Consider the following 270-nt stretch of genomic DNA (forward strand, 5'->3'; position numbering starts at 1 on the left):
CTGTACAAGGTCAGTGAAGGCCGGCACATCCCACGCGCCACCTTGCTGGCGGTGGCGCACATCTATCAGGTGGTTCGCCAACTCGACGAAATCACTGATGAGGTGATCAGGATAGAGGAGTCCTGACGCGGGTCATCAAGCTGTAACCGGAAGGCGGTTTACTGGTTTCAAAACCGCCACGGACTCCGAACCATGAATTTACCTTTTCGGCCGTCCCTCGATACGCCGGTAAAATCGCTGATCGATCCGCTGGCACGGCCCTGGCTGCAG

General features: G+C 57.4%; 1 pseudogene. It reads left to right on the forward strand.

What is annotated here, in order from left to right:
• Positions 1-126, forward strand: a pseudogene (locus QN399_RS26340) (EscU/YscU/HrcU family type III secretion system export apparatus switch protein); the annotation flags it as partial.
• Positions 127-270 lie beyond the last annotated feature (144 nt).

The organism is Pseudomonas sp. 10C3 (genome assembly GCF_036346185.1).
Classification (GTDB): domain Bacteria; phylum Pseudomonadota; class Gammaproteobacteria; order Pseudomonadales; family Pseudomonadaceae; genus Aquipseudomonas.